This is a genomic window from Weissella paramesenteroides (genome assembly GCF_051903945.1).
Lineage (GTDB): Bacteria > Bacillota > Bacilli > Lactobacillales > Lactobacillaceae > Weissella > Weissella paramesenteroides_A.
This window is the reverse complement of sequence record NZ_CP192268.1, coordinates 1180672-1203623: the sequence shown is the minus strand read 5'-3', so window position 1 is coordinate 1203623 and position 22952 is coordinate 1180672. Positions and strand designations below refer to the sequence as shown.

Sequence of the window (22952 nt, the reverse complement as noted above, 5' to 3'; positions counted from 1 at the left end):
GAATGGTAGAAACTGGAAATATTCAAGAATTAAGTCTAGAAGCGGTAATGGGTGACCGTTTTGGACGATATTCAAAGTACATCATTCAAGAGCGTGCATTACCAGATATCCGTGATGGGTTAAAACCCGTACAGCGTCGTATTTTGTACGCTATGAATAAAGATGGCAATACTTTTGATAAACAATTCCGTAAATCTGCAAAATCAGTTGGAAATGTTATGGGTAATTTCCACCCACACGGTGATTCTTCAATTTATGAGGCGTTAGTACGAATGTCGCAAGATTGGAAATTGCGAGCACCACTAATTGAAATGCATGGAAACAATGGTTCTATTGATAATGATCCGCCTGCAGCAATGCGTTATACGGAAGCACGTTTATCTAAACTAGCGGGGGAAATGTTGCGTGACCTAGATAAAGAAACTGTTGATATGGTATTGAATTTTGATGATACCGAATATGAACCAACAGTTTTACCAGCTCACTTTCCTAACCTATTAGTAAATGGCGCTACAGGTATTTCAGCCGGATATGCAACAGATATTCCACCGCACAATTTGGGCGAAGTGATTGATGCTTTGATCTATTTATTAGCACATCCTAATGCTAGCCTAGAAGATTTAATGGGCTTTGTTCAGGGCCCTGATTTTCCAACTGGCGGTATTATTCAAGGGGTTGATGGGATTAAGTCAGCTTATAAAAATGGTCGCGGACGAATCGTTGTTCGATCAAAAACTGAAATAATGGCTTTAAAGGGTGGTAAATCACAGATTCAAATTAGTGAAATTCCATACGAAGTAAATAAAGCAAACTTAGTTAAAAAAATTGATGAAATTCGTTTAAATAAGGACGTGGCAGGTATTGTTGAAGTACGTGACGAATCTGATCGTGATGGTTTGTCAATTGCCATTGAATTAAGTAAAGATGCAAATGTTCAAGGAATCTTGGCGTATTTGTTAAAGAAGACTGATTTGCAGGTAACTTATAATTTTAATATGGTGGCAATTCACAATTTACGCCCAGAACGAGTTGGATTAAAAACGGCTTTACAAGCATTTTTGGATCATCAAGTTGAAATTATTACAAAACGAACTGAGTATGATTTACGTAAAGCGAAAGAACGACAACATATAGTTACCGGACTAATCAAAGCGCTTTCAATTCTTGATGAAGTGATTGCAACGATTCGTAGTTCTGAAGATCGTAAAAATGCCAAGCAAAATTTGGTTGATAAATACGACTTTACATTGGAACAGGCTGAAGCAATCGTTACTCTACAATTGTATCGGTTAACGAACACAGATGTGACACAATTGCAGGCAGAATTTGAGGAGCTTTCAGATAAAATCATGCATTTTAATGCGATTTTGTCTGAACCAAAAGTATTACGTCAAGAATTACGTCAAGAATTAAAAACAATTAAAAAGGAATATAATTCGCCACGATTAACGGCAATCGAGGCAGATGTTCAGGAATTAAAGTATGATTCAACAGTGACAGTAGCCGATGAGGATGTTGCGGTACTTGTTTCAAAAATGGGTTACGTTAAGCGGTCTTCATTACGGTCATTTAAGGCTTCAGGGGATGACAATGGGCTGCGCGATGATGATGAGCCGCTATTTATTGAACGTGTAAATACACTACAACACATGTTTATTTTTACAAATAAAGGCCATGTGATTTATCGACCTATACATGAGTTGCCAGAATTTAAATGGAAAGAACCTGGTGAGCATTTATCACAGTCAATCAGTGGATTTATTTCTGACGAAGAAATTATTCATGTTGAGATTGTAAATGATATAAATTCACTTGAGGGAACTTGGTTGAGTGCAACCAGTGACGGTTACATTAAGCAGTTCAATTTTGAAGATTTGACCCCTAGAAGTACGTATAAAAAGCGTAGTACAGTCTATATGAAGTTAAAGGCTGATGATTCGTCAATCATTGGTCTGGAGTATCTATCAATTGGCGCGGCAAGCAATCGGACAGTGATTCTAACAACAAAGTATGCTGTGGGGTTACGCTATGATGTTAATGAAGTGCCACTTTCTGGTAATCGGACGGCTGGGGTAAAGGCAATGAATCTTGCGGATAGTGATAATATTGTCAATATGGCCACTGCAACAGAAAAACAAGCGTTGGCGATCATTACCCATCGTGGTGCTTTTAAATGGATGCCAGTGAGTGAGATTCCAATTACTAGTCGTGCTCGTAAAGGTGTGGCAATCATGCGTGAGTTAAAGAAAGATTCTCATGAGATTATTGCAACGATTGTCATTGATCAGCAATCGCCAGCAGCATTGTCAATTTATACCAGTCGAGGCAAAAGGTTTGATGTATCGCCGAAAGATCATGCGTTAAGTCAACGTTACAGTAATGGTAGCTTCATTATTGATACGGATACGGATGGACAGCCAACGACTATCAAATTATATGATGAAACAAAAGTTGAAAATTAATGTTTTCTAGATGTTTCGCAATTAAAAATGGTGTATTATTAGAATAATAAAGAAATAATGAATTGGAGAATTATCTGATGACTAAAACATTGGTTTTTGGACACCAAAATCCTGACACAGACACAATTGCATCTGCTGTTTCTGCAGCATACTTTTTAAATAAAGCATATCAAGTTGAGACTGAAGCTGCTGCATTAGGTACACCTAACGCAGAGACCGAGTATGCATTGAACTATTTTAAAGTAGATGCACCACGTATCATTGAGAAGGCTGATACTGACGAAGTAATTTTGGTTGATCATAATGAAGCAAGTCAATCTGTTGCAAATTTGGCTGATGTGACTGTGGCCGGTGTATATGATCATCATAAAATTAATTTCACTTCTGCTGCACCATTATGGTTCATTAACAAGCCTCTTGGCTCTGTCGCTACTGTACTTTATTATGAGTACAAAAACGCAGGTATTGAGATTCCAGCAAAGATTGCTGGGTTGATGCTTTCAGCAATTATTTCTGATACGCTTTTGTTAAAGAGCCCAACAACAACGCCATTAGATAAGCCAGCATTGGAAGATTTGGCAAAGATTGCGGGCTTGGATGATTATGAAGCCTATGGTTTGGAAATGTTAAAGGCTGGTACAGATTTATCAACTAAGTCAGCAAAAGAACTAATTGATGGTGATGCTAAGTCATTTGAGTTGGCTGGTAAAACTATTCGTATTGGTCAAGTGAACACCGTTGATGTCAATGATGTTTTTGCTCGCCGCGATGAAATTGTTACCGCAATTGAAGCAGAGTTAGCAGATGATGGATACGACACTTTCGTATTTGTTGTTACTAATATCTTGGATTCAGACTCAGATATTCTTGTGTTGGGAGAGGATCAAGAAAAGGTTGCAGCTGCATTTGGCGTAAAGTTAGTTGATGGCCGTGCGTCATTACCAGGAGTTGTTTCTCGTAAGAAGCAAGTTGTACCACCGCTTACCACTGCGTTTGAAGGATAAAAAAGAATTGCTGGTTAAAATCCCTAATAAGGATTTTGACCAGCAATTTTTTGTTTGCGGTAAACTGAACAGTTATTCATAAAAGAGATTATAGACATTTTGTACGCTTAATTCATCACCAACAAAGTACAGTGTATCGTTTCTCTGTATTTTGGCATATGGTCCAGGAGATAGGGTTAAGCGATTTTCATGTATAATACCAACCAGTGTGGTGCCAGTTCGATGCCAAAAATTCAATTCACTGACTGTCTTATCAAACATAGGTGAGTCATCAATTAACTTTAATTCATATGGTCGAAATGGATTGTGTTTCTTGTAATACTGTGTTTGTTCAATAAAGGCGTTTAGTGATTGCGTTAATGTGACCAGACCAGCCTGTTGCGTTTCAATTTGTTTCACCAAATCCGTCTGTAAGTTTTGCAGATTCTGTGCATCACTTTCAGAGTTAATAAATTCTTGGGCCTTATCACGTGAAATGATAATCGCACCGCTGCCATGATGAGTTTCAACGATACCTAAGTCTTCTAAAATACTAATTGCACGGCGTGCTGTTTCTGAAGACACACCATAACTAGTTGCTAGGGTTGATCGCGCATGAATTTTTGTACCTACTTGTAATTGACCATTACTAATCTGTTCAGCAATTCGTAAAGCGATTGTCCGATAACGAGGTTGCTTAATTGCTGGCATAATATCCTCCTAAAATTAGTCATATAAATAAAGAATACCATAGATTTCAGAAAACGTATGCTATTAAAAATCATGAAAAAATAATTGGTACAGTTTTTAATTTGCTTGTTTATTATTAACGCTTAATATTTGCATATGATTGGTATAGTTGATATAATTTGACCAATGTGACAACCTTATGTTTACAATAGAATTGTCACTTAGCGAAAGCAACTAGCCTTTCGAGCAAGTAGGAGGAGAAAATATATGTCAAAGGTAAAAATTGAACACCTGACTAAGATTTTCGGAAAGCGTGTTAAGCCAGCATTACAGTTGGTTGAAAAACATGAATCAAAAACTGAAATCTTAAAGAAGACAGGAGCAACTGTTGGTGTATATGACGCTAACTTATCTGTCGAAGAAGGTGAAATCTTTGTTATCATGGGTCTGTCTGGATCAGGTAAATCAACATTGATTCGACTGTTGAATCGATTGATTGAACCAACATCGGGTCATATTTACATTGATGATGAAGATGTTTCAAAACTAAATAAAGAAAAATTGTTGGATGTGCGACGGAAAAAAATGAGCATGGTTTTCCAAAGCTTTGGATTATTCCCACATCGTACGATTTTACAAAACACGGAGTATGGTCTTGAAGTAAAGGGTGTGCCAAAGGCTGAACGACGTGAAAAGGCTGAAAAGGCATTAGAAAATGCAAATTTGTTAGCCTTTAAGGATCAATATCCCAATCAATTATCTGGAGGTATGCAGCAACGTGTCGGACTAGCTCGTGCGTTAGCTAATGACCCTGAAATTCTATTAATGGATGAGGCCTTTTCAGCCTTGGATCCTTTGATTCGTCGTGATATGCAAGATGAATTGTTGGATTTGCAAGAGCAATATCAAAAGACAATCATCTTTATTTCTCACGACTTGAATGAAGCACTTCGTATTGGTGATCGTATTGCGATTATGAAGGATGGGGAAGTTGTTCAAGTTGGTACTGGAGAAGAAATTGTTACGCAACCTGCTAACGATTATGTTCGTGCCTTCGTTGAAGATGTGGATCGTTCAAAGGTATTGACGGCTGAAAACATTATGATTTCACCTTTCTTTACAAATATTGAGGTCGATGGTCCTAATGTTGCTCTAAAGAAGATGCGTACAGAAGAAGTTTCTGGTTTAATTGCTGTTGATCGTCGTCGTCAGTTCCGCGGTTATATTACTAGTGAGGATGCAATCCGAGCTCGTACGGAGGGACTATCGTTGGCTGATGTTGCAACACAGATTCCAACTGTTGAACCAGATATGTTGGTGATGGACATTATGCCAATTATTTATGATTCGCCAACACCATTAGCTGTTGTAGAAAATGGCCGATTGCGTGGTATTTTGATTCGTGGTCGTGTCCTTGAAGCATTGGCAGAAAATGGTCAGTCAGACGAAGCTGAAGCAGTCGAAGAAGAAATCGAAAAGAAACATGCTGAATCTGAGTCAAATCAAGTAGAGACAAAGGAGGAAGTATAAGATGTTTGTTTTAGCAAATTTATTTCCTAAAATACCTTTAGGTCCTTGGGTTGATTCAGGAATTGATTGGTTAACGGCACATTTGAGTGGCCTTTTTGATGCGATTCAAAAAGGTGGTAACGCCGTCATGGATACGATGACTGGTGCGTTATCAGCAATTCCAGTTTGGTTATTTATTATAGGAATGACCATCTTTGCAATCCTAATGTTTGGTAAAAAGTGGGGGATCCCATTTTTCACGTTTATTGGGTTAATTATTGTTGAGAATCAGGGCTTGTGGTCTGATTTGATGAGCACGTTTACCTTGGTCATTATTTCTAGTTTGATATCAGTGATCATTGGGGTGCCACTTGGAATTTGGATGGCTAAAAATGAAACGGTTAATAAAATCGTGCAGCCAATCCTAGACTTTATGCAAACAATGCCTGCCTTTGTTTATTTGATTCCAGCAGTTGCATTCTTTGGTATTGGTGTTGTTCCAGGTGTGTTTGCGTCTGTTATTTTCGCATTACCACCAACAGTTCGTATGTCAAATCTTGGTATTCGTCAGGTACCGACCGACTTGGTTGAGGCAGCGGATTCTTTTGGATCAACTGGAAAACAAAAGTTGTTTAAGGTTGAATTGCCGCTGGCTCAAGGAACCATTTTTTCTGGAATTAATCAAACATTGATGTTAGCTCTTTCAATGGTGGTTATTGCATCTATGATTGGTGCACCAGGATTGGGACGTGGTGTTCTATCAGCCGTACAAAATGCTGACATTGGTAAAGGGTTTGTTAATGGATTCTCACTAGTTGTATTGGCAATTATTATTGATCGATTTACACAAAAACTTAATCGAACACCAGCAGACAAGTCAACACCGTCAAAGCACCATTGGAAAGGTTGGACTGCTCTTGCAGTTGCAGTCGCTATGATTGGTGGTGGTGTCGTGACCTCATTAACTTCTGCAAGTTCACATAAAGAGTCAGTTAAATTGGTTTATGTGCAATGGGATTCAGAAGTTGCATCAAGTAATGTCTTGGCGCAAGCAATGCGTCAGCATGGATACCAAGTCGATTTAACACCACTAGATAACTCAATTATGTGGCAGTCGATTGCGAATGGACAAGCAGATGCCTCTGTATCAGCTTGGTTGCCAAATACGCATAAGGCACAATATAAGAAGTATAAGAACGATATTGACCTTCTTGGACCTAACTTGAAGGGTGCTACAACTGGATTAGTTGTACCTAAGTACATGAAGGTTGATTCAATTGCTGATTTGAAGAATGAAGCCGGTAAGAAGGTAACAGCTATTGAGCCAGGTGCAGGTGTTACTAAGAACGCTGAAAAGGCTATTAAAGATTACGGTCTAAATAGTCAAGGATGGCAAGTTACACCATCATCATCAGGTGCAATGGCAGTTGCCTTAGGTAAAGCCATTAAGGCAAAGCAAGATATCGTTGTTACTGGTTGGGAACCACATTGGATGTTCCAAAAGTACGATTTGAAGTATCTAAAGGATCCAAAGAAATCATTTGGTGGTGCCGAGTCTATTAACACAATGACTCGTAAAGATTTGAAGCAAGATAAGCCGGACGCATACAAGGTCTTAAAGAAGTTTAAGTGGACTAAGGAAGATATGGGTAAGGTCATGCTTGATATTCAAAATGGTAAATCACCAAAGCAAGCCGCAAACACTTGGATTAAGAATAATCAATCAAAGGTTGATTCTTGGTTCAAGTAAGGGAGAAATATATTATATGTTAACCGAACAGATTGAAGATGCCTGTATTTATTTTATGGTCCTTGTACTAGCACTTGTTGTTAGTATGACGATTATGGCAGATAAGTCACTATTTGCCCAAATCATAATGACACTAGGTTCAATTACTGGTGCAGTCATGTTAGTAAGGCAGTGGCGAAACAATTAATGAGGTTGTAACCATGATGATTAAAAGTCATCGTGGTTTTTTTATTTGAAATTTGCATTTGTTTTTATAAAACTGTTGACTAAAAAATTAGAATCGTCTAATATATTTGACGTACACAAAATATTTTTGAAACAAATTGATCAGGAAAGTACATCATCGTCCGATGTTTAGAGAGCTGCAATTGGCTGAAATGCAGTCTGAGGGAGATAATGGAAAATGGCCTGTGATTGGGTTTTATAAATGGCAAGTCCATGAGTAAGACACGGGTTGGTCTTCGTTATTAGACACACGTATAGGCATTGCATCATATCGCACCCTGCTTGCACGTTTGGAGTTTTTATTGAGCAATCATTAGAAAAAATTAGAATGGTAACACGATTTGTCGTTTCTAGGTATATCCTGGAAACGACTTTTTTTATGGAGGAAGATATGTATATTGGGAAAGTACGTACTGTATCAGCAATAGTTGGCGCACTAGGCGTTTCTATTTTGATGATAAACACGGCTAGTCAATCAGTTTCTGCAAATAGTCAAGAGAAGACAGTAACGGTTGGCCTTGTGGGCGATTCTGACAGACAACTTTGGGAATATGTAAAAAAAGATGCAGCAAAAAATTATCATATTAATGTAAAGCTAAAGGTATTTACTGATTATGTAAAACCAAACCAGGCTCTAGTCGATAAGTCAATTGATCTAAATGCGATGCAAACAATTAATTATTTCAATGAACAAAATAAACATTTAGGCAATAAATTGGTGTCAATTGGCAAAACCTATGTTACACCGATACGAATTTATTCTGAAAAATATAAGACGTTGGCTGATTTACCAAAAAATGCAACAATTGTGGTTCCAAATGATGGTTCCAACGAAAAAAGAGCATTAGATGTACTAGAAGCAGCAAAATTAATAAAATACGATCATTCTAAAAAAATACCCGGTGTTGCAGATATTACAACCAATAAAAAGCACTTTAAGATTAAGGAAGTTAATTCTGAACAAACAGCATCAGCGTTGAAGAGTGTTGATGCTGGGGTGGTTAATACAAATTATGCTCTTGATGCAAAGCTTGATATTAACAAAGCTCTCTATACAGAGCCAATTAATAAGGCAAATAAGGGTTATATCAACATAATTGTGTCACGCAAGGATAGTCAGCACAAAAAAATATATCGTGAAGTCGTTAAGGCTTATCAAACAGACAAAACAAAAGGTCACATGAAGGATCTATATGGTTCAGCTGAGAAAGCAGCTTGGGATATTAAGTTAAAATAAGGAGAAAAGATGATGGCAGAAGAGACAGCAATTTTTGCAGGTGGATGTTTTTGGTGTATGGTTGAACCTTTTGAAACGTTACCAGGTATTTTAAAGGTTCGTTCGGGATATACTGGTGGCTTTTTAGAAAATCCAACGTATGAACAAGTGAAAGCTCATGAAACTGGACATACTGAAGCAGTAAAAATTTGGTTTGATAATAGTGTTGTTACGTACCAAGATCTTGTTGAACTATATTGGCAAACAGCTGATCCCACAGATGCTATGGGGCAGTTTCAAGATCGTGGTGATAATTATCGACCAGTAATTTTTGTAAATTCTGATGAACAAGAGGAGATTGCTAATAAGTCCAAAGCATCATTGGCAGCATCTGGTATATTTGGCGATGATGCAATTGTGACACAAATTGAAAAAGCTGATATTTTTTGGGATGCTGAGGATGAACATCAACAGTTTTATAAGAAGCATGCAGATATTTATGCCGATGAGAAACAGGAACGTGATGCGTACAAGGCAAAATTTTGGGGTACTCACAAGAAATAATTGACTTAATAGGCAAACTTTGTGGAATTCGTTATACTAGTAGTTAACGATTTTACGAAGGAGTAGCTATCAACATGGCATATCGTTTTTTTGTTAACCCAATTGCTGGTAACGGCATTGCAGAAAAGAAATGGCGAAGTTTGCAAATTTATTTAAATGAACAGTCAATCGCTTATGATGTATTTTTTTCTAAAACATCAGGGGCTATTGAAGAACAAATGAGACTGTTGAATCAAGATCAATCACAGTTAGTGATTATTGGTGGGGATGGTACACTGCATGAAGCCATTAATGGCTTAATGAAAGATAAGGCACAAGGATTACAAAGGCCGCTTGCATATATTTCAGCAGGTTCAGGTAATGATTTTGCTAGGAGTCATCATTTGTCAGGTGATCCGATTACAGCATTTAAACGGATTCATCAGCAAATAAATAATCAAGACGTGACTTTATTAGATGTGGGTGAGTACATCAATGAGTCCACTGGCATGGTCCGTTATTTTGTAAATAACATTGGTATTGGGATAGATGCGACAACAGTGGCTTTTGCAAACCAATCAAAAATTAAGCGTTGGTTGAATAAATATCATTTAGGTGGCTTGAGTTATTTTTTAGCGATTTTTCAAAGCCTCACTAAGCAAGATGCTTTTGATGTTGTATTCACTCTAAAAGATCAGCAGAAAAACCTTCATACGGACAAAGCTTTTTTGATAACGGTATCTAATCAACCATATTTTGGTGGGGGAATTAAGATACTGCCCGATGCGAGTTCAGTGGATGGTTTGTTTGATATTATTTTAGTTGATCGACCTAAAAGTTTGGGACGTCTAATTTGGTTGATTGGTGCCTTACTACGAGGGAATCATTATCAATATTCTGAGGTTCATCATTTTAAATCTTCACAGATTGGGCTACAGCCCGGTAAAGATGAGTATAGTCATCTGGATGGTGAAGTTGTTCCTGCTAGAAAAAATATTTTGTGTTTGACATCTAAGAAATATCCGTTTTATATATAAAATAAGGCCCCGCCTAACTTTTGACTGTAACTGTCAATGTTAGGCGAGGCCTTATTTTATTTGTTAAATCATGATAAACATCGGCAAGATTAATGGTCGACGCTTCGTTTGTTCAAAGAGGAATCGCTGTAATTGTGAGACAACGGCATTTCGGATAAGATGTTCGTTAGCAGTTGGCTCATGCATTGCAGATAGGATTGCATGGAATATAACCTTACGACCCTCGTTTATTAGGTCTTCAGATTCTCGCATATAGATGAATCCACGTGATAAGATATCCGGTCCGGCAGTGATTTCTTTATTCTTTAAATCAATTGTTGCAACAACAACAACTAAGCCATCTTCAGATAACATCTGTCGGTCACGCAACACAGCTGTACCAACATCACCGATACCATTACCATCGACGTAAGTATCTTGTGCTGGAATATGTCCAGCAACTCTAGCTTCGTTTGGTGAGACCGCAAGAACATCACCATTGTCTAAGACAAAAGTATTTTCTTCAGGGACACCGATATCATGACCAAGTCCTTCATGAACTTTTAACATTCTGTACTCACCATGGATGGGCATAAAGAATTTTGGCTTCATGAGTGAAAGCATTAACTTTTGCTCTTCTTGACCACCGTGACCAGAAGCGTGAATGTTATTAATTTTGCCATGAATAACACGCGCGCCGGCTTCTTCTAGTTCGTTGATAACGCGGTTAACAGATTGTGTGTTACCAGGAATTGGAGAACTAGAAAAGATGACGGTGTCATTTGGTTGAATAGAAATCTGTCGATGCGTACCGTTAGCGATACGTGCTAGGGCAGCCATGGGCTCACCTTGTGAACCAGTAGACATAATGAGTACTTCTTCTGGTGGTAAACGATTGATTTCATGGGCATCTACTAACATGTCCTCAGGAATATCCAGATAACCAAGAGCTAAGCCATTGGTTACAGCACTTTCCATTGAACGACCAAAAATAGCAATTTTACGACCGTGTTCAATAGCTGTTTTTGTTGCCATTTGGATTCTTGACATGTTGGATGCAAAAGTTGCAAAAATAATGCGCCCATCAATTTCATTAAACAACTTGTCGATGGTTTTCCCAACCCAGCGTTCAGATTTTGAGAATTCTGGACGTTCGGCGTTGGTAGAGTCAGACATTAATAATAGGACACCTTCCGAACCAATCCGAGCCATTTTCTGTAAATTAGGCGGCTGTTTTGTTGTTGGTGTCAGGTCGAATTTAAAATCACCCGTTTCAACAATGGTTCCAGAAGGTGTATGAACAGCTACACCAAATGTATCAGGAATTGAGTGAGTCGTGCGGAAAAATTCAACACTCATTTTGTCAAATTTTAGGACAGTATCTTCATTTATCTCATGAAGTTCTGTACTATTTAAAAGACCGTGCTCGTCTAATTTGTTTTTGATAAGAGCAATTGCTAGTGGTCCAGCATATACAGGTACATTGACAGCATTCAAAAAGAAATGAATGGCGCCAATATGATCTTCGTGCCCATGAGTGATAACAAGCGCTTTGATTTTATCTTTGTTTTCTTTTAGATAGGTATAATCAGGAATAACATAGTCAATTCCTAGGAGATCATCCTCTGGAAACTTGACACCAGCATCAACAACGATAATTTCATCGCCATATTCAATGCCATAAGTGTTTTTCCCAATTTCACCTAGTCCACCCAAAGCATAAACCGCTGTTTCATCGGGCCGAATAGTTAAATCAGTTGTCATATATTAAAACTCCGTCAACTTAAAGTCAGGACCTTGTTGCTCGTAAGCAAGGGCCTTTTCTGATAATTGTTCGATATGCTCGACATTATAGTCAGTGTTTGATTCAACAGCCAAACGAGCAGCTGGTAAATCTTGCGCATCTAAATATAAAGAATGTGTGTTTTCACGCTCAGGACTTTGAAAATTATTTGGTTGATAGTAAACTTTAAAAATCATAGTAATAAAGTATCTCCTTATTTTTTTATTCCGATTATTCGTATAAAGCTAGTTTAGCAGAAAAAGGCATTGTCTGCTACTAAGGCAAAGTTTCCTATTTACAAAATTATATACAAAGTACTTAATCCGTACGTTTTAACTTAGTTTGTTTAATATAGTCAGTTACAGATACTTAATAAATCGTTTTTTACTTTGAATTCAGGTACACTAAATATAGTAATGATTAATAATATATAATTTTTCGAGAGGAGCCTATAATGTGGATTCTATGGATACTGGTAGTTATAATAAGTATTATTATCGCAGTAACAATTTATCGCCGATATGGTCGCCGATTAACTGAACGACAAATTATTGCGTCTCAACAAGTAGTGAACAAAGGTTTAACATATGCATTAGGTGATTTGGGTGATGCCCTATACTTAATTCCTGAACGGCATATTTCTTCTACCTTGGTTGCAAATATTTGGGGGCATGAAGTGATGGCTTTTGAATTTGTGTTACCGGTATCTGATATGCAGGAAGTCATTGTTGTGAGACAGGCTGTTAATAATGCATTGAAAGAGTATGCAGAAAAAAATAATTTAAAGAGTGCATCTGAGACAGACATGGCCTTATTGGTAACAGATGTTTGGTATGATGCACGTGTTTCAGAATTACATATTGATATTGCGCATATTGTTAATCAGGAGACTGCTGCGTATATAAGAGATTTAAGGAAATTAAATCAACCCGTTTAGAATTTGGTATACTAAAATTAACTTAAAAAATAGGAGATTCTGAAGATGTATTTGATGAATGAAATTGTACGTGATGGTGATAAGGTTTTGCGTGAGCGTGCTGCTAAGGTTGAATTTCCTTTGTCTGATGAAGTGAAAGAAGCTTCAAAAAATATGATGGAGTATCTTGTGGTCAGCCAGGATGAAAAAGAAAATGAAAAATATGGATTACGCCCAGGTGTCGGCTTGGCAGCGCCACAAGTAGGTATTTCACAACAGTTTACGTCAATCTTAATTCCATCAGATGACGTGGAAGAATTACAAGATAAAAAAACAGCAGAAAGTGATTACTTCTTCAAAGGGACAATTTATAATCCGGTGATTACTCGTCAATCTGTCAAAAAAGGTGCCTTATCAATGGGTGAAGGTTGTCTATCAGTTGATAATGATTTGCCCGGGTATGTGGCACGTTCATATCGAATCACTGTAAAATTCCAAGATGAAAATGGTGATAAACAAGAATTACGATTGGAAGGGTACCCAGCAATTGTCTTTCAACATGAAATCGATCATTTACATGGTACGTTATATTATGATCATATTAATAAAACTGAACCATGGGCGGAGACAGAAAATACGCGTTACTTAGGGTGATGAATATGTCAAATTCGGATAAAAATTTTACCTATCCAATTCTACCTGGCTGGAATAAAGAGGACATTATTATGGCAAGTAATCTGTATTCAGCGGTGGCCAATGCTTATGAAGTTGGGGTTGAACGGGATAAACTTCTAAATGCTTATCATGCATTTAAGTTAGTTGTTCCTAGTAAAAGTGAAGAAAAACAAATTGGACGTGAATTTGAAAGAACCTCGGGCTATAGTATTTATAAAACTATAAAATTAGCTCATCAGATAACTAGTCATCGTCTCAAAATGGAGGACTAGCGTTTATGGATCAGACACAATTACAAAAGATGGATGAAACGGTACTGGGGTGGCTAGATGATATTAGTCATCTTGTCATGAAACGAGTTCAACAAAGAATGCAAATCGAGACCAAATCAAGTCATCGTGATTTAGTAACCAATGTTGATCGAGAAGTTGAACAGTACTATGTACAGCATATACGGACATTTGATCCTGAAGCACAAATTTTAGGTGAAGAAGGTTTTGGGGATGCTGTGAAGTCAACAGAAGGTCGTATTTGGTATGTTGATCCAATCGATGGCACGATGAACTTTGTAAAGCAACAAGATGAGTTTGCAACAATGATCGCTGTTTATGAAGATGGTGAACCAGTGATGGCATGGATCATGGACATTACCAAACACGATGTGGTTCACGGTGGACCTGATTTTGGTGTCTTCCATAATGGTGAACCGCTTCACGCACCAGCAGATACTGCATTAAAAGATGGATTGATTATTTTATCAGGTGCGCGTCTTTTATATGAAGAGAAGGGATTTACAGAACTTGCAAAATCAGCTATTGGTTATCGTGTATATGGTTCAGCAGGAATTTCATATTTACACGTATTGACGGGGAAAGCGGTTGCATATCTTAGTCGTATGCGTCCGTGGGACTTTGCAGCTGGTGTTGCACTTGCAAAATCTTTGGGTTTGAAGGTTGGAACGATTGACGAACACCCTTTGAATATGTTAGTATCAGGTTCAGTACTTGTGGCAACAGAGAAAACATTTGATGATATCAAGTTAATTCAAAAGGAATGGACTTAGATATGTTAGGTTTGTTTTTCGATTGTTACACCGATTACAGAAAAAAGTGACGTATGCGTCAAGGAGAATAGGATTTTGGCAAAACGCGAAAATATCCGCAATATTGCAATTATTGCTCACGTCGATCACGGAAAGACAACGTTGGTTAATGAATTACTAAAGCAGTCTGATACGCTAGATTTGCGTACAGAATTAAGCGACCGTGCGATGGACACAAACGATCTTGAAAAGGAACGTGGTATCACAATCTTGTCAAAAAATACGGCTGTCAAGGTTGGAGATAAGCAGATTAACATCATGGATACGCCAGGACACGCGGATTTCGGTGGCGAAGTTGAGCGTATTATGGGTATGGTTGATGGAGTTTTGCTTGTAGTTGATGCCTTTGAAGGAACAATGCCACAAACTCGTTTTGTTTTGAAGAAAGCTTTCGAACAAAACTTGACACCAATTGTGGTTGTGAACAAGGTGGATCGTCCGGGTGCTCGCCCATCAGAAGTTGTTGACGAAGTCTTGGACTTGTTTATCGAACTTGGTGCTGATGAGGAACAATTGGACTTCCCTGTTGTTTATGCTTCAGCAATGAATGGAACATCTTCATATGATCCAGATGTTGAAACGCAAGAACACACAATGGCACCAATCTTTGAAACGGTCTTCAAGACAATTCCTGCTCCTCAGGATACTTCAGATCAACCATTACAGTTCCAAGTGTCACTTTTGGACTATAACGACTTCGTTGGTCGTATTGGTATTGGTCGTGTATTTAACGGAACGATCAAAGTTGGTGATTCAGTTGCTGTTATGAAGGCTGATGGATCAGTCCAAAACTTCCGTGTTACTAAGTTGTTTGGTTACATCGGTCTAGATCGTATTGAAATTGATGAGGCGCAAGCTGGTGATTTGATTGCTATTTCAGGAATGGATGAGATTTCTGTTGGTGAAACTGTTGTTGATCCTGCTCACCCTGAAGCTTTGCCATTACTTCACATTGACGAGCCAACATTGCAAATGACTTTCCGTACAAATGATTCACCATTTGCCGGAAGAGAAGGTAAGTTTGTTACAGCCCGTCAAATTGAAGATCGTTTGAACCGTGAATTGCACACTGACGTTTCATTGCGTGTTGAAGACACTGATGAAGCTGGTGCATGGTTGGTTTCAGGACGTGGTGAGTTACACCTTTCAATTTTGATCGAAACTTTGCGTCGTGAAGGCTTTGAGCTTCAAGTATCACGTCCACAAGTTATTATCAAAGATGTTGATGGTGTTCAATCAGAACCATTTGAAGCAGTTCAAGTTGATACACCTGATGAATATTCTGGTGCAGTTATTGACTCATTGAACCAACGTAAGGGTGAAATGCGTAACATGGAGCCAACTGGTACAGGAACTACTCGTATGGAATTCCTTGTTCCTTCACGTGGTTTGATTGGATATTCAACTGAATTCATGTCATTGACTCGTGGATACGGTATTTACAACCACACATTTGAAACATATGCACCAGTTGTTAAAAACTGGAACCCTGGTCGTCGTAATGGAACGCTGGTTTCAATCAACCAAGGACAGGCAACAACATATGCAATCATGGGTGTAGAAGATCGTGGAACGATGTTTATTCACCCAGGTGATGATATTTATGAAGGTATGGTTGTTGGTATGAACAGCCGTGACAACGATATCTCTGTTAATGTTACTAAGGCTAAGAATCAAACTAACGTTCGTTCATCTAATAAGGATCAAACGGCTTCAATCAAGACGCCGCGTGATATGACTCTTGAAGAATCATTGGAATTCTTGGATGATGATGAGTACGCTGAGGTAACGCCAGAAAATGTTCGTATTCGTAAGCAAATTTTGGTTACCAACGAACGTGAAAAGGCTGCAAAGCGTCGTAAGATGTCACAACAAGGTTAATTAAAATAATATTAATAAAGCGGTTGTTACCTAGTGATAGGAAGCAACCGCTTTTTCATGAATTTTTTGATAGAAATGAATTATCTATTTGAAGAATAAAGGTTGGGCGCTATCAGATGTGATAAAATAGAAAAAGCTATTTATAAAAGGAGCTCATTGATATGGAAGCAAAAATGACTCGTCAGCATAGTGATGAGAAAAGACATCTGAGCTTAATGGGACGAATAAAAAATAAGTTTCGTTATTTAGATTTATGGTTGCTAATTCCAATTATCGCAATAATGATTTTTGGTGATGCAATGGTTTATACGTCGAGTACTAACATGGCCATCGGATCTGCCAGTAGCTTTCTAATTAAACAAGCTGTATTTGGTTTCATGAGTTTAATAATAATGCTCTTTATTTTTACACTAAAAATAAATTGGCAGTCAAAATTTGTTATCAGGACGATTTTAGGAATCAATGTTATTTTATTGATAAGTTTAGCTTATGCTTTACTGTTTGGACAAGTTACTTCAGGGGCAAAGGGTTGGATATATATCGGTTCTTTTGGAATACAGCCTGTTGAGTATTTTAAAATTAGTATGATTTTGTATATTGCTCACCGCTTCTCCAGAAAGAAGCCAGACAAAAACGGCTGGTTTCCCAAGATTAAAATGCAGGATTTGTTTATCCCCTTTCTGGGAATGACAATGGTTTTTTTGATGCCAGATTTTGGTGGAATTGTCATTTTACTGCTAATTTTTCTAATTATTTTAATGATGGCTGGCGTTAGAATGCGCAGTCTTTTAGTGCTAATGGCCGGCGTACTAGCAATTTATATTGCTATTCCATTTTCATTACCATTGCTTGAGAAATTACCTTTTTTTCAGTATCAAATTGCTAGATTTGAAGCCTATGTTAACCCATGGGTAGCTGGTGATTCTGGACATCAACTAATTAATTCCTATTATGCCATTAGTAATGGTGGTTTGTTTGGCCGTGGTTTGGGTAATAGTATCCAAAAAACTGGCTATTTACCAGAGCCTAATACTGATTTTATTATGGCTATTGTTGGTGAAGAACTCGGAGCTATAACAATCTGTATTGTCTTAATCGTTTTTGCGGTTATCATTTGTCGATTAATAATTATGGGTATCCGCGCCCATCGTATGCAACAAAGATTAGTACTTTATGGTATTGCAACGTATGTTGTGGTTCAAATTCTAATTAACTTAGGTGGCGTGGTTGGTATCTTACCCATTACTGGGGTTACATTCCCAATGGTTTCTTATGGTGGTTCTTCTTTGCTCTCTTGGGGAATAACGTTTGGTGTTGCACTAAACATTATTGGCCAAATAAAATACGAAACGGAATTGGAAGAGGTAGATTAAATGACATTTGTTGTAAAGCCAAGGTGCAGTGTGATTGTCTATTTAAAAAATGTTCGACAAGCTCGTCAATTGCGTCGTTTTGGTGTTGTTAACTATATATCTGAGAAAATGAAATATGCTGTGATTTATATGGATGAGCAAGATATTGAAACAAAATCAAAATTAATTGAGAGATTGGGTTTTGTTTCCTCGGTTAGTTTATCACATTGGTCAGAAGTTGATACAACTGTCGGTGGTGATGGTGAGTCATTTGAATTAATGATTGATCCTGACGAATTATCGGATGAACCTGTTGATGAAGAGGAATTGTGATGCGAATAATAAGTGGTGATTTTGGAGGACGGCCGTTAAAAGCTGTTCCGGGTAATGCAACTAGGCCAACAACAGATAAAGTAAAAGAGGCATTATTTAGCATGATTGGCCCTTATTTTGATGGTGGTAGGTCTTTGGATTTATATGCTGGTTCGGGTGGATTGAGTATTGAAGGTGTTTCGAGAGGTATTAACGAAGCAGTCTTGGTTGATCGACAATATGCTGCAATCAAAACCATTAAAGAAAACATTGCGGTCACAAAGCAGCCAGAAAAATTTCATGTTATAAAAAGTACAGCTGAAGCTGCTATTCATCGCTTACAAGGCAGTTTGCCATTTGATATCTTGTATTTTGATCCACCATACGCTAAACAAACAATTATTAAGGATCTGGAAGCACTGGTTGTTGCAAATCTTGTTGCACCTCAGGCTTTAGTAGTAGCTGAAACTGACCAGTTTGCTGATTTGCCAGAAACTGTACCTGGATTTGAGTTAATTAAGCAAAAGGATTACGGTATTACTGTTATTACTTTATATCGTTACACCGGGAGGTAAAATATGGTAAAAGCATTGTTTCCAGGTAGTTTTGATCCATTTACAAATGGGCATTTAGATGTTGTACAGCGTGCTGCAAATCTTTTTGATGAGATTGTTATTGGTGTTGGTACTAATTTGAGCAAACAGTATCTTTTCAAACCTACCGAAAAAATTGCCATGATCGAAAAGGTAACACAACAACTACCAAATGTAACAGTTCTTGAAATGTCAGGATTAACTGTTGAATTTATGAAACAAATCAACGCGGATTTACTAATCCGTGGCTTGAGAAATGAAAAAGACTATCTATATGAGCGAGATATTGCACAGATGAACCATGAGTTAGGTGATGTTGAGACGGTCTTCCTTTTAGCTAAACCTGATCATCAATTTCTATCAAGCTCGTTACTAAAAGAGGTAGCTAGTACCGGTACGGATATTTCAAAATATGTGCCTAACATTATAGAAGAAGCTTTATATGAAAAGTTAGGTAAATAATATGGAAATAAAAGAAGTAAATAAAAAACATAAGCGGTTAAAAATAGTTGGGCTAGTTGGTCTTGTTTTAGTTTTAATCGGATTAATTAGTCCTTTACCACTCTATGCGGAAACGCCTGGAGAGGCTGATAATTTGAAATCATATATCAAAGTAGATGGCAAAAAGCCAAAAGTTGATGGACAATACATGATTACTGCCGTTTATTTGTCTAGAGTTAATGGACTGGGTGCAATTATTGCAGCGTTGAACCCAACAACAACCTTAATGACAAGTCGTGAGGCCAATGGCGGATCAAGTGAATCAGATAGCCAAGCTATCAACAAAATATACATGGATTCTGCCGTAAATGAGGCAAAAGCTGTTGCATACAAGGCAGCAAATGTTCCTTATCAGCGGACATTCAATGGTATTTATGTAATGTCTATCCAGGAAAATTCAACTTTCAAAAAGAAACTGCACGTTGGTGATACAGTGACCGCTGTTGATAACAAGCAGTTTAGTTCTGCAAAAGGTTTTCAAAAATATATTCGATCACATAAAGTTGGCACATCAATGACAATTACTTATAAACAGAATAACAAATCAAAAACTGCTACTGGAAAATCAGTTGCTTTAACTGGTACAAAGAAACTCCCAGGAATTGGTATTGCTTTGACAGATTCTGTTGATGTGACTTCACCTCGTAAAATTACGGCTAACATGGGAGGAATTAGTGGTCCATCTGGTGGATTGATGTTTGCGTTGGAAATGTATGATAGTTTGTCTTCAGAAAACTTGGCTAATGGTCGTAAAGTAGCCGGAACGGGTACTATTGATAAGGACGGTCGTGTAGGCGAAATTGGTGGCATCGACAAGAAGGTTATTGTTGCTCATGAAGCTGGTGCAAAAATATTCTTCGCACCATATATTAAACCAACTAAGCAAAACTTAAAATATGAATCAGACGGTAAAACGAACTACCAAGAGGCGGTTAAAACTGCCAAAAAATACGCACCGAATATGAAAATAGTTCCTGTTAAAACTTTTTCAGATGCTGTAACATACTTACGTAATTCCTAAAATAAAAGTAGTTGCATATATGGTACACATTAAATACAAAAATAGGTAAAAAAATGTCGCTATTCTAACACATCTGTATGTGTTAATAGTGGCTTTTTTTATTTCAAAAAAATATTTATTGTTTGTTAATAATATAAATAAAAATACCTTATATATAAAATATAGAACTATTTGGAATTTGGAATTCCTATTTTGTATGGTACATAAATAGTGCTATAATAAAACTTGTAGAAAGATGTAAGCGCTTTCTTAGAGGGGGAATATATGTAGTGAGGTACATTAATTATTTAGGCACAGATGCCTACCAGAATATTGCTATGGATAGCTGGTTGTTATACAACCTTAAGCCAAAAGAACCAGTATTTACTTTATGGCAGAATAAGAAAGCTGTTATTGTAGGACAAAATCAAAATACTTTTGGAGAAATCAATCAAGAGTATGTGGATAAAGAAGGTGTACAAGTTGTTCGCCGAATGTCAGGTGGTGGCGCAGTTTACCACGATTTGGGGAATATTTGTTTTACTTTCTTTGTGCCAGTTGAGAGTAGTAGTCAGGTCAATTTTAAGCAATTTGTTGAACCAATGTATGACGCACTACACGCAATTGGCATTGATGCCAAAATTACTGGTCGAAATGACTTAGAAGTTGATGGAAAGAAAGTCTCAGGTAATGCACAACGTTACGTCGGTGGCTACCTAATGCATCACGGTACGTTGATGTGGGACACCGATGTTGAAGCAATGGTTCGTTCTTTAAATGTTGCTGATGAAAAATTCATTTCAAAAGCAGCAAAATCTGTTCGTGCGCGAGTGGGTAATATTAAGAACTATGCACCTGAAGGCCAAACTTTAGAAGGCTTTATGGAAGCTTTACGTTACTATCTAACCAATGAGGGAAAAGATAGTGAGTTGGTACTGACCGATGATCAAATTGCCGACATTAAACGTTGGCGTGATGAACGGTTCTCAACTTGGGAATGGAATTATGGTAAGAGTCCTGAGTTTGATTTCATGAATCATGCTAAATATGATGGCGGTAGTATTGATGTTAAGGCGAATGTTAAGGAAGGTAAAATTCAAGATATTGATTTTACAGGGGATTTCTTAGGTGTTCGTGATTGGCGCGAAATTAAAGATAAGTTCATTGGTCAGGTATTCTCACCTGAGGCAATCCTCAAAGTCTTGGAATCTAATTCAGATGGCCAATATTTTGGTGGCATTACCAACGATGAGTTAGCGGTATTGTTTACTGGAGACAGTGATAAGTAGAAAGGGGCTACATGCAATGGCAAGTATCGCAGATGCAAACAAGAAGGTTTTAGATTTTGATGGACAATTGCAAGCGCAAGATGATTTTTTCCCAACATTGAAGTTGTTGGACAATGACGGAAAATTATTGGACAAAGCAGCTTACAAGCGTTCTGAATTAACAGATGAAGATTTAGTTGCAATTATGAAGAAGATGTTGTTTAGCCGTCAGCTTGATATTCGTTCAACAAAGTTAGCTAAGCAAGGACGTTTTGGTTTCTTCGCACCAACTGCTGGTCAAGAAGCTTCACAAATGGCTTCAGCATATGCTTTTGGTAAGGAAGATTGGCTATTCCCAGGATATCGTGATATTCCTGAAATCGTTGATAAGGGATGGCCAGTTTGGAAGGCTATCCTTTGGTCACGTGGTCACGCAAAGGGTAATGAGTTTACTACTGAAGATGGTGAGCCAGTGAACTCTTGGATGCCACAAATTATCATTGGTGCTCAATATGTTGAGGCAGCTGGTGTTGCTCTAGGTTTGAAGAAGCGTAAGCAAGATGCTGTTGCCTATGCTTATACAGGTGATGGTGGAACGTCGCAAGGAGACTTCTATGAAGGTGTTAACTTTGCTTCAGCTTACAAGGCAAACGCTGTCTTCTTCGTACAAAACAATGGTTATGCTATTTCAACACCACGTGCTTTGCAAACAGCCGCACCTCATTTGGCAGCTAAGGGATGGGGATCAGGTATTCCTAGTCTAGTTGTTGATGGAATGGATCCATTGGCAATGTACTTAGCATCTAAAGAAGCTCGTGCATGGGCTGCTGCCGGAAATGGTCCTGTATTGATTGAAACGTTGACTAATCGTTTGGAGCCACACTCAACAGCTGGTGATGATCCACTTCGTTATCGTACAAAGGAAGATATCGCCGAATGGTGGAAGAAAGAGCCGTTGATTCGTATGCGTAAGTTTATGAGTGAAAAGGGTATCTGGGACGATAAGAAAGAAGACGATTACATTGCTGAAGTAGATAGTTATATTGACGATCAAATCAAGATTGCTGATAACATTGAAAAGCAAAAGATTTCTGATTTCTTAAAGAACACGTTGGAAGTTCCAGGACAAGCGATGAAGGAACAAATTGAGCACTTCGAGAGCGAGGGGAAGTAAT

Annotated in this window: 23 protein-coding genes; 20 read left to right on the top strand and 3 right to left on the bottom strand. The window is 37.8% G+C overall.

Annotation, left to right across the window (positions count from 1 at the left end; all coding sequences use genetic code 11):
• Positions 1-2 precede the first annotated feature (2 nt).
• Complete coding sequence (parC, locus tag ACQ4QH_RS05745; RefSeq protein WP_439818118.1) at positions 3-2462, top strand: DNA topoisomerase IV subunit A; 2460 nt, start codon at positions 3-5, stop codon at positions 2460-2462.
• 77 nt (positions 2463-2539) lie between these two features.
• On the top strand, positions 2540-3466 hold the full coding sequence (locus tag ACQ4QH_RS05740) for a manganese-dependent inorganic pyrophosphatase (RefSeq protein WP_439818117.1): 927 nt from the start codon (positions 2540-2542) through the stop codon (positions 3464-3466).
• A gap of 72 nt (positions 3467-3538) precedes the next feature.
• On the opposite strand, the gene ACQ4QH_RS05735 is transcribed toward ACQ4QH_RS05740, so the two are convergent.
• Positions 3539-4156 (bottom strand): GntR family transcriptional regulator, encoded by a 618-nt coding sequence (locus ACQ4QH_RS05735; protein WP_439818116.1) that lies wholly within the window; start codon positions 4154-4156, stop codon positions 3539-3541.
• A gap of 246 nt (positions 4157-4402) precedes the next feature.
• On the opposite strand from ACQ4QH_RS05735, the gene ACQ4QH_RS05730 reads away from it, so the two are divergent.
• The 6 genes from ACQ4QH_RS05730 to ACQ4QH_RS05705 all read left to right on the top strand — a co-directional run bounded on the left by ACQ4QH_RS05730 (position 4403) and on the right by ACQ4QH_RS05705 (position 10415).
• Complete coding sequence (locus ACQ4QH_RS05730; RefSeq protein WP_439818115.1) at positions 4403-5665, top strand: quaternary amine ABC transporter ATP-binding protein; 1263 nt, start codon at positions 4403-4405, stop codon at positions 5663-5665.
• Between the two features lies 1 nt (position 5666).
• Positions 5667-7394, top strand: a complete 1728-nt coding sequence (locus tag ACQ4QH_RS05725) for an ABC transporter permease/substrate binding protein (RefSeq protein WP_439818114.1) — start codon at positions 5667-5669, stop codon at positions 7392-7394.
• A gap of 16 nt (positions 7395-7410) precedes the next feature.
• Positions 7411-7581 (top strand): hypothetical protein, encoded by a 171-nt coding sequence (locus ACQ4QH_RS05720; RefSeq protein ID WP_439818113.1) that lies wholly within the window; start codon positions 7411-7413, stop codon positions 7579-7581.
• Positions 7582-8010: 429 nt separating this feature from the next.
• Positions 8011-8856 (top strand): MetQ/NlpA family ABC transporter substrate-binding protein, encoded by an 846-nt coding sequence (locus ACQ4QH_RS05715; protein ID WP_439818112.1) that lies wholly within the window; start codon positions 8011-8013, stop codon positions 8854-8856.
• A gap of 12 nt (positions 8857-8868) precedes the next feature.
• On the top strand, positions 8869-9399 hold the full coding sequence (gene msrA / locus ACQ4QH_RS05710) for a peptide-methionine (S)-S-oxide reductase MsrA (protein ID WP_439819511.1): 531 nt from the start codon (positions 8869-8871) through the stop codon (positions 9397-9399).
• 74 nt (positions 9400-9473) lie between these two features.
• Positions 9474-10415, top strand: a complete 942-nt coding sequence (locus ACQ4QH_RS05705; RefSeq protein ID WP_439818111.1) for a diacylglycerol/lipid kinase family protein — start codon at positions 9474-9476, stop codon at positions 10413-10415.
• 63 nt (positions 10416-10478) lie between these two features.
• Here the strand turns inward: ACQ4QH_RS05705 and rnjA are convergent, their stop codons facing one another.
• Together rnjA and ACQ4QH_RS05695 are read right to left on the bottom strand one after the other, a co-directional pair.
• On the bottom strand, positions 10479-12158 hold the full coding sequence (gene rnjA, locus ACQ4QH_RS05700; protein WP_439818110.1) for a ribonuclease J1: 1680 nt from the start codon (positions 12156-12158) through the stop codon (positions 10479-10481).
• 3 nt (positions 12159-12161) lie between these two features.
• Positions 12162-12374 (bottom strand): DNA-directed RNA polymerase subunit epsilon, encoded by a 213-nt coding sequence (locus ACQ4QH_RS05695; protein WP_002827023.1) that lies wholly within the window; start codon positions 12372-12374, stop codon positions 12162-12164.
• Between the two features lie 257 nt (positions 12375-12631).
• Here ACQ4QH_RS05695 and ACQ4QH_RS05690 point away from each other — a divergent pair, with 257 nt between their 5' ends.
• The 12 genes from ACQ4QH_RS05690 to ACQ4QH_RS05635 all read left to right on the top strand — a co-directional run bounded on the left by ACQ4QH_RS05690 (position 12632) and on the right by ACQ4QH_RS05635 (position 22951).
• A complete protein-coding gene (locus ACQ4QH_RS05690) occupies positions 12632-13114 on the top strand; it encodes a hypothetical protein (protein ID WP_439818109.1) in 483 nt (160 codons plus the stop codon).
• A 45-nt stretch (positions 13115-13159) separates the two neighbouring features.
• Entirely contained in the window at positions 13160-13747 is a 588-nt protein-coding gene (gene def / locus ACQ4QH_RS05685) for a peptide deformylase (RefSeq protein WP_439818108.1), read from the top strand.
• Complete coding sequence (locus ACQ4QH_RS05680; RefSeq protein WP_439818107.1) at positions 13711-14040, top strand: UPF0223 family protein; 330 nt, start codon at positions 13711-13713, stop codon at positions 14038-14040. The genes def and ACQ4QH_RS05680 overlap by 37 nt, the downstream gene beginning before the upstream one ends.
• A gap of 5 nt (positions 14041-14045) precedes the next feature.
• A complete protein-coding gene (locus tag ACQ4QH_RS05675) occupies positions 14046-14831 on the top strand; it encodes an inositol monophosphatase family protein (protein ID WP_439818106.1) in 786 nt (261 codons plus the stop codon).
• A 75-nt stretch (positions 14832-14906) separates the two neighbouring features.
• Positions 14907-16751, top strand: a complete 1845-nt coding sequence (typA, locus tag ACQ4QH_RS05670; protein ID WP_439818105.1) for a translational GTPase TypA — start codon at positions 14907-14909, stop codon at positions 16749-16751.
• Positions 16752-16912: 161 nt separating this feature from the next.
• Complete coding sequence (locus ACQ4QH_RS05665) at positions 16913-18124, top strand: FtsW/RodA/SpoVE family cell cycle protein (RefSeq protein WP_439818104.1); 1212 nt, start codon at positions 16913-16915, stop codon at positions 18122-18124.
• Positions 18125-18436, top strand: coding sequence for a YlbG family protein (locus ACQ4QH_RS05660; protein ID WP_439818103.1), 312 nt, complete (start codon positions 18125-18127; stop codon positions 18434-18436).
• Entirely contained in the window at positions 18436-18990 is a 555-nt protein-coding gene (rsmD, locus tag ACQ4QH_RS05655) for a 16S rRNA (guanine(966)-N(2))-methyltransferase RsmD (protein ID WP_439818102.1), read from the top strand. The genes ACQ4QH_RS05660 and rsmD overlap by 1 nt, the downstream gene beginning before the upstream one ends.
• 3 nt (positions 18991-18993) lie before the next feature.
• Positions 18994-19470, top strand: coding sequence for a pantetheine-phosphate adenylyltransferase (gene coaD, locus ACQ4QH_RS05650; protein WP_439818101.1), 477 nt, complete (start codon positions 18994-18996; stop codon positions 19468-19470).
• Between the two features lies 1 nt (position 19471).
• The gene (locus tag ACQ4QH_RS05645; protein ID WP_439818100.1) at positions 19472-20530 is read left to right on the top strand and encodes a SepM family pheromone-processing serine protease; all 1059 of its coding nucleotides are present in this window, start codon (positions 19472-19474) and stop codon (positions 20528-20530) included.
• A gap of 269 nt (positions 20531-20799) precedes the next feature.
• Positions 20800-21798 carry a lipoate--protein ligase gene (locus ACQ4QH_RS05640; RefSeq protein ID WP_002827036.1) on the top strand — a complete coding sequence of 333 codons (999 nt, stop codon included), beginning with the start codon at positions 20800-20802 and terminating at the stop codon, positions 21796-21798.
• A gap of 16 nt (positions 21799-21814) precedes the next feature.
• On the top strand, positions 21815-22951 hold the full coding sequence (locus tag ACQ4QH_RS05635) for a thiamine pyrophosphate-dependent dehydrogenase E1 component subunit alpha (protein ID WP_439818099.1): 1137 nt from the start codon (positions 21815-21817) through the stop codon (positions 22949-22951).
• The last annotated feature ends 1 nt before the right edge of the window (position 22952 follow it).

Bases quoted from the DNA above. Each gene is read 5' to 3' on its own strand.
- ACQ4QH_RS05690 (WP_439818109.1), top strand. From the start codon at position 12,632: ATGTGGATTCTATGGATACTGGTAGTTATAATAAGTATTATTATCGCA.
- parC (WP_439818118.1), top strand. From the start codon at position 3: ATGGTAGAAACTGGAAATATTCAAGAATTAAGTCTAGAAGCGGTAATG.
- ACQ4QH_RS05715 (WP_439818112.1), top strand. From the start codon at position 8,011: ATGTATATTGGGAAAGTACGTACTGTATCAGCAATAGTTGGCGCACTA.
- ACQ4QH_RS05740 (WP_439818117.1), top strand. From the start codon at position 2,540: ATGACTAAAACATTGGTTTTTGGACACCAAAATCCTGACACAGACACA.
- ACQ4QH_RS05695 (WP_002827023.1), bottom strand. From the start codon at position 12,374: ATGATTTTTAAAGTTTACTATCAACCAAATAATTTTCAAAGTCCTGAG.
- coaD (WP_439818101.1), top strand. From the start codon at position 18,994: ATGGTAAAAGCATTGTTTCCAGGTAGTTTTGATCCATTTACAAATGGG.
- msrA (WP_439819511.1), top strand. From the start codon at position 8,869: ATGGCAGAAGAGACAGCAATTTTTGCAGGTGGATGTTTTTGGTGTATG.
- ACQ4QH_RS05705 (WP_439818111.1), top strand. From the start codon at position 9,474: ATGGCATATCGTTTTTTTGTTAACCCAATTGCTGGTAACGGCATTGCA.
- ACQ4QH_RS05645 (WP_439818100.1), top strand. From the start codon at position 19,472: ATGGAAATAAAAGAAGTAAATAAAAAACATAAGCGGTTAAAAATAGTT.
- def (WP_439818108.1), top strand. From the start codon at position 13,160: ATGTATTTGATGAATGAAATTGTACGTGATGGTGATAAGGTTTTGCGT.
- rnjA (WP_439818110.1), bottom strand. From the start codon at position 12,158: ATGACAACTGATTTAACTATTCGGCCCGATGAAACAGCGGTTTATGCT.
- ACQ4QH_RS05635 (WP_439818099.1), top strand. From the start codon at position 21,815: ATGGCAAGTATCGCAGATGCAAACAAGAAGGTTTTAGATTTTGATGGA.
- ACQ4QH_RS05730 (WP_439818115.1), top strand. From the start codon at position 4,403: ATGTCAAAGGTAAAAATTGAACACCTGACTAAGATTTTCGGAAAGCGT.
- ACQ4QH_RS05680 (WP_439818107.1), top strand. From the start codon at position 13,711: ATGGGCGGAGACAGAAAATACGCGTTACTTAGGGTGATGAATATGTCA.
- ACQ4QH_RS05720 (WP_439818113.1), top strand. From the start codon at position 7,411: ATGTTAACCGAACAGATTGAAGATGCCTGTATTTATTTTATGGTCCTT.
- ACQ4QH_RS05735 (WP_439818116.1), bottom strand. From the start codon at position 4,156: ATGCCAGCAATTAAGCAACCTCGTTATCGGACAATCGCTTTACGAATT.
- ACQ4QH_RS05675 (WP_439818106.1), top strand. From the start codon at position 14,046: ATGGATCAGACACAATTACAAAAGATGGATGAAACGGTACTGGGGTGG.
- ACQ4QH_RS05725 (WP_439818114.1), top strand. From the start codon at position 5,667: ATGTTTGTTTTAGCAAATTTATTTCCTAAAATACCTTTAGGTCCTTGG.
- rsmD (WP_439818102.1), top strand. From the start codon at position 18,436: ATGCGAATAATAAGTGGTGATTTTGGAGGACGGCCGTTAAAAGCTGTT.
- ACQ4QH_RS05665 (WP_439818104.1), top strand. From the start codon at position 16,913: ATGGAAGCAAAAATGACTCGTCAGCATAGTGATGAGAAAAGACATCTG.
- ACQ4QH_RS05660 (WP_439818103.1), top strand. From the start codon at position 18,125: ATGACATTTGTTGTAAAGCCAAGGTGCAGTGTGATTGTCTATTTAAAA.